This is a genomic window from Streptomyces sp. NPDC005202 (genome assembly GCF_040608235.1).
Lineage (GTDB): Bacteria > Actinomycetota > Actinomycetes > Streptomycetales > Streptomycetaceae > Streptomyces.
Genome location: NZ_JBEXHW010000014.1, coordinates 1 through 4,606 on the forward strand (window position 1 = coordinate 1; position 4,606 = coordinate 4,606).

At 68.5% G+C, this 4,606-nt stretch carries 5 protein-coding genes and 1 tRNA gene; 1 reads left to right on the top strand and 5 read right to left on the bottom strand.

The window, feature by feature from the left end:
• From ABZV31_RS20970 to ABZV31_RS20990, 5 genes are all read right to left on the bottom strand, one after another.
• Nucleotides 1-829 (bottom strand): hypothetical protein (locus ABZV31_RS20970; RefSeq protein ID WP_355895873.1); only part of this gene is annotated, 829 nt, incomplete at its 3' end.
• Nucleotides 830-917: 88 nt separating this feature from the next.
• Nucleotides 918-1,607, bottom strand: coding sequence for a DUF488 family protein (locus ABZV31_RS20975; RefSeq protein WP_355895876.1), 690 nt, complete (start codon nucleotides 1,605-1,607; stop codon nucleotides 918-920).
• A gap of 243 nt (nucleotides 1,608-1,850) precedes the next feature.
• A tRNA-Pro gene (locus tag ABZV31_RS20980) sits at nucleotides 1,851-1,924 on the bottom strand.
• A gap of 33 nt (nucleotides 1,925-1,957) precedes the next feature.
• The gene (locus tag ABZV31_RS20985; protein WP_355895879.1) at nucleotides 1,958-2,749 is read right to left on the bottom strand and encodes a Pr6Pr family membrane protein; all 792 of its coding nucleotides are present in this window, start codon (nucleotides 2,747-2,749) and stop codon (nucleotides 1,958-1,960) included.
• A 248-nt stretch (nucleotides 2,750-2,997) separates the two neighbouring features.
• The gene (locus ABZV31_RS20990; RefSeq protein ID WP_355895880.1) at nucleotides 2,998-3,924 is read right to left on the bottom strand and encodes a metallophosphoesterase; all 927 of its coding nucleotides are present in this window, start codon (nucleotides 3,922-3,924) and stop codon (nucleotides 2,998-3,000) included.
• Nucleotides 3,925-4,050: 126 nt separating this feature from the next.
• Here ABZV31_RS20990 and ABZV31_RS20995 point away from each other — a divergent pair, with 126 nt between their 5' ends.
• Complete coding sequence (locus ABZV31_RS20995) at nucleotides 4,051-4,515, top strand: GatB/YqeY domain-containing protein (protein WP_355895882.1); 465 nt, start codon at nucleotides 4,051-4,053, stop codon at nucleotides 4,513-4,515.
• Nucleotides 4,516-4,606 lie beyond the last annotated feature (91 nt).

Below are 4,606 nucleotides of genomic sequence, written 5' to 3' on the forward strand. Positions count from 1 at the left end.
CCGCCAGCGCCAGCCCCGCATCGTCTGCGGCTACTTCGCCGCCCCAGCCGTCCGCTACACGACCGCGTAGGAAACCAAACTGTTCCGACTCAATACCTACAAAGAAGTGGACGGCCCGGTTCGGGGCACACATCCGGTTGTACCAGCGCTCGCGGAGCGCATTACGAACCCCTAGCTCGCCGTACTTGCGCAGGAACTTGCGGTACGACTGGCCAGCCTCCCAGTCCTTCAGCCCCATGTCGTGGGTCGGGCAGTCCTCGTCGGCGCAGCGAAAGCTGTAGCGGAGGTCGAGCGGCACCCACTCCAGCGGGTTCAGCTCCTGCTCGAACAAGTCGAGTTGGTCGGCCAGCGCGGCTTTGGAGACGGACCAGGGCTCGGCGGGCTCCAGCCGAAAGCGGGTGATCTCGGCGGGCCGGAAGACGCCGAGGGATGTTCCCCGCTTCTCCTGATCCCGCTTGATGGCGCAGAGCGACGGAGCGACCAGCGGTTCCACATGCCGATACCGTTGCTTCCAGCCGCCGTCGGACGGTACCTCACCCACTATCTCCAACGTGTCGAGATAAGGCCGGAGACTCTCCGGGCGAGAGTCCCGCTCAAGGCGGTGTGGCTCGACGTCCACTTCGATGATCGAGTACTTGGAGAACTGGGCCTCCTCGCTCAGGAGTCGGAAAGGCACAGGGAAGAGCCGTACGTGCTGCGGTTCGCCTTGGTCGAGGCGTATGCCGGCCACGCAGCTGGTCTCGCGGTACTTGCTGGAGAGCTCCGGATACGTCTTGACCGTGATCATGATCCGTGCGCGCTGCCGTTTCCCGAATGCCAACGACGTCATGGCGTGCCCCCTCCATCGATCTCCCCGATCTGATTGGACGAGAGGCATGCACCGCTGACAAGGGCGCGTGCGAAAGCCGGGGACGAAGTCAGGCCAAGGGATTCACTGGCACCTGGACCCGGCTGCGGACCGTCTCCAAGACGACCTGTCGGTGACAGCGACTCTCGTCCTTCTCGAAGCACAGCACCGCGACCCGCGACGCTCGGGCGTGCTCCGCGAGGCGGTCAAGGTCGGCCTGGGCCTCTTCGGACCGCAGCAGGCCACGGAAGCGCGCGCACCCCACTTCCACGCGGCCGTCCCAGAAGGGTTCTCGATTGTCCTTCGGATTGCCCAGGCCACGTAGGTGCGTGTACTCGATGCCAGCTTCGGCCAGAGCCTCCCTGAGGCGGGTCTTGCTGAAGCCCTTCTTGCGGCTGATCGGGGTGAGCCGTACATCCGCCACGACACCGATGTGGCTGTCGACGAGCGAGGCGACGAACGAGTCGATGTCGCGCCCTTCGTATCCGGCTGACCAGAGACCGGGCGTGACGGGAGGGACCTGGGCCACCTGGAAAAGATCATCGAGGGAGACGGTAAGAGCCTCGGCCACCGCGCCGACGGTGAAGAAACCTGGCTGGATCGCTCCCTCGCTCTCCAGACGGCGAAGCGTCACGACGGCGACGCCTGCCTCCTTGGCCAGCCGTTCACGCGTCCACCCGCGGTCCTCCCGCAACGCCCGCACCCGCTGGGCGAGCGCACGGGCCTGGTCGTGGGGAGGCGCTGAGCGATGACCTGCCATGTGCGGTGTTCCTAACGACCGTTGGGGCGGCCCGCCGCGGCGTTCCTGGTCAGCTACGAGCCCTGGATTCGCGAACGCGCAGGTCCGAGGGCGCTTGAGCGTCACTCATCCTGCGGCACTGGAGACTGCTCCTGGGAGAAGCCGATCAAGATCTTCTCCCAGATTTCTCCCAAGCGATCTCCAGGAACCACTCAGGGGCCCGACCCGCCATGCGGATCAGGCCCCTGACCTGGTACTTCACTGTCGGGGTGGCGGGATTTGAACCCACGACCTCTTCGTCCCGAACGAAGCGCGCTGCCAAGCTGCGCTACACCCCGATGTCGCTGCTCGTCGCGGCGACGTCGTTTACTTTAGCCCACCGGCGGCTGGAGGCGAAATCCGGTTTTCGTGCGGCTGTGGCGACGGATCGGGTTCGGGCGGGCGTGGTCGAGGGCGACCAGGAAGACGGCCAGGGCGTAGAAGGAGAGGCCCAGCAGGAGGGCGTTGCCGAGGACGTGTTTGTAGCCGTGCTGGTCGACGTCCAGGAAGGGGTAGAGGTAGCGGTCGGGGGCGCCTGGGGGGAGCAGTTCACCGCGGGTGAAGGAGAAGGCCAGGTAGGCCAGGGGGTAGAGCAGCCAGGGGACGGCCTGGCGCAGGTGCAGGCGGTCGGGGGCGGTCAGCAGGAGCCAGTCCAAGAGTGCGGCGATCGGGGTTGCCGTGTGGAGGATCTGGCCGGCCAGCGCCTGCCAGACCGTGTGGGTGCCTGGCGCGCCCGTGATGGAGAACGGCGGCGTGGTCTGCGTCAGGAGCAGGTGGTAGACCAGCGCTGTGATCGTGATGTAGAGCACACTCGCGCCGGTCACCGCCGACGGCAGGGGGCGGCGGGCTGTCCGTGCCCGGCGGGCCGAGAGCGTGAGGACCAGGGCGAGCAGGATGTTGCTCTGGATCGCGCAGTGGCTCAGGACGTGGGCCGGCGTGCCGAGTATCACCTCGACGGCCACCGCGGCCGCTGCCGCCGCAGCGACCAGCAGGCGGTAGATCGCTGTCCAGGGGTGGCGTGTGGGCGCCACCACGGCGGTCGCGGGGACGGCGGAGGGTATCAAGGCGGGCATGCCTGGGATCGCGGGGAGATCCGGTATGTCCCTGGGTATCGGGGCGGTCATGCCCTCAAGGTAGGAAAGATGGGCAGAAGGGGCGATTCGGGTGGGCTGTTCGGGTTACGGGCGGGTTCCTCCCCCCGGGGGGCCTCGGCTCTCGCCCCTCGACCCGCGTTCCCGTGTCCGCTGTTCCCGCCTCGCTACTCCGCCGCCCTGCTCCTCCGCCCGCTACTCCGCCGCCCCGCTAGTCCCGCCCCGCTAGTCCCGTTCCGCTAGTCCCGCCCCGCTGGTTCCGTTCCGCTGGTTCCGTTCCGCTACTCCCGGCCCACCAGCGTCAGCAGCGTCGCCTCCGGCGGGCACGCGAAGCGCACCGGTGTGTAGCGGTTGGTGCCGCAGCCCGCCGAGACGTGCAGGTAGGAAGTGCGGCCCTCGGCCGTGTGCGTGGACAAGCCCTTCACACGGTCCGTGTCCAGGTCGCAGTTGGTCACGAGTGCCCCGTAGAAGGGGATGCAGAGCTGGCCACCGTGGGTGTGGCCGGCCAGGATCAGGGGGTAGTCGTCCGCCGTGAAGGCGTCCAGTACGCGCAGGTACGGGGCGTGAACCACGCCCATCGAGAAGTCCGCCGCGCCAGAGGGGCCGCCCGCCACTCGCGCGTAGCGGTCCCGCTTGATGTGCGGGTCGTCCAGGCCGGTGAGCTCCACCGAGACGCCCTCGACCTTCAGGATGCCGCGGGTGTTCGTCAGGTTGAGCCAGCCCGCGGCGTCGAAACCGTCGCGCAGGTCCTCCCACGGGTTGTGGATCGCGCCTACGACGGGCGCGTTGCCGTTCAGGCCGTGGCGGCCCTGCGCCTTCTCGATCAGGTAGCGGGCGGGGTTGCGGAGCCTGGGGCCGTAGTAGTCGTTGGAGCCGAAGACGTACGCGCCCGGGAACTCCATCAGTGGGCCGAGCGCGTCCAGGACCTCCGGGACGCCCTCCGGGTCGGAGAGGTTGTCCCCGGTGTTGATCACGAAATCGGGGCGCAGGCCGGCCAGCGAGCGCAGCCAGCGCTGCTTCTTGCGCTGGCCGCCGACCATGTGGATGTCGGAGACCTGCAGTACGCGCAGGGGACGCATCCCGGAGGGCAGGACGGGGACGGTGACCCGTCGGAGGCGGAAGGAGCGGGCCTCGAAGCCTGCCGAGTAGAGGAGACCGGCGGCCGCGACCGCCGTGATGCCCAGGGGTACTCCGTATCGCGCGCGCATGGGTCCATCGTGTCAGGCCCGTACGGCGCAGGGAAATCATCGGGGAGACCGCCGAAGGGTCAACGCGCGGACGTGCCCGGGAAATCAGCGCGCGGGTGCGTCGCCGTACCTGCGACAATCAAACCCATGACCACGCTCAAGTCGAAGCTGCAGGATGACCTCAACGCCGCGATCAAGGAGCGCGACGAGCTCCGCTCCTCGACGCTCCGGCTGACGCTCGCCGCGATCACCAAGGAGGAGGTCGCGGGCAAGGAGAAGCGCGAGCTCTCCGACGACGAGGTCCTGAAGGTGATCACCAAGGAGGCCAAGAAGCGCCGTGAGGCGGCCGACGCCTTCGCTCAGGGTGGTCGCGCCGAGCAGGCCGAGCGGGAGAAGGCCGAGGGCGAGGTGCTCTCCGCGTACCTGCCGAAGCAGCTGACCGACGAGGAGCTGAACGAGATCGTCGCGCAGGCCGTCGAGGAGGCGAAGGCGGCTGGTGCGGAGGGGCCGCGGGCCATGGGCGCGGTCATGAAGATGGTGAACCCGAAGGTCGCGGGGCAGGCCGAGGGCGGGCGCGTCGCCGCCGCGGTCAAGAAGCTCCTGGCCGGCTGACAGCGCCCGGCCGGCTGGGCCGACGAGAGCTCTGGCGGCTGACGGTGTCTGCGTCGGGTTCCTGCGCCCGGCTGTCGGCGGCTACAACCGG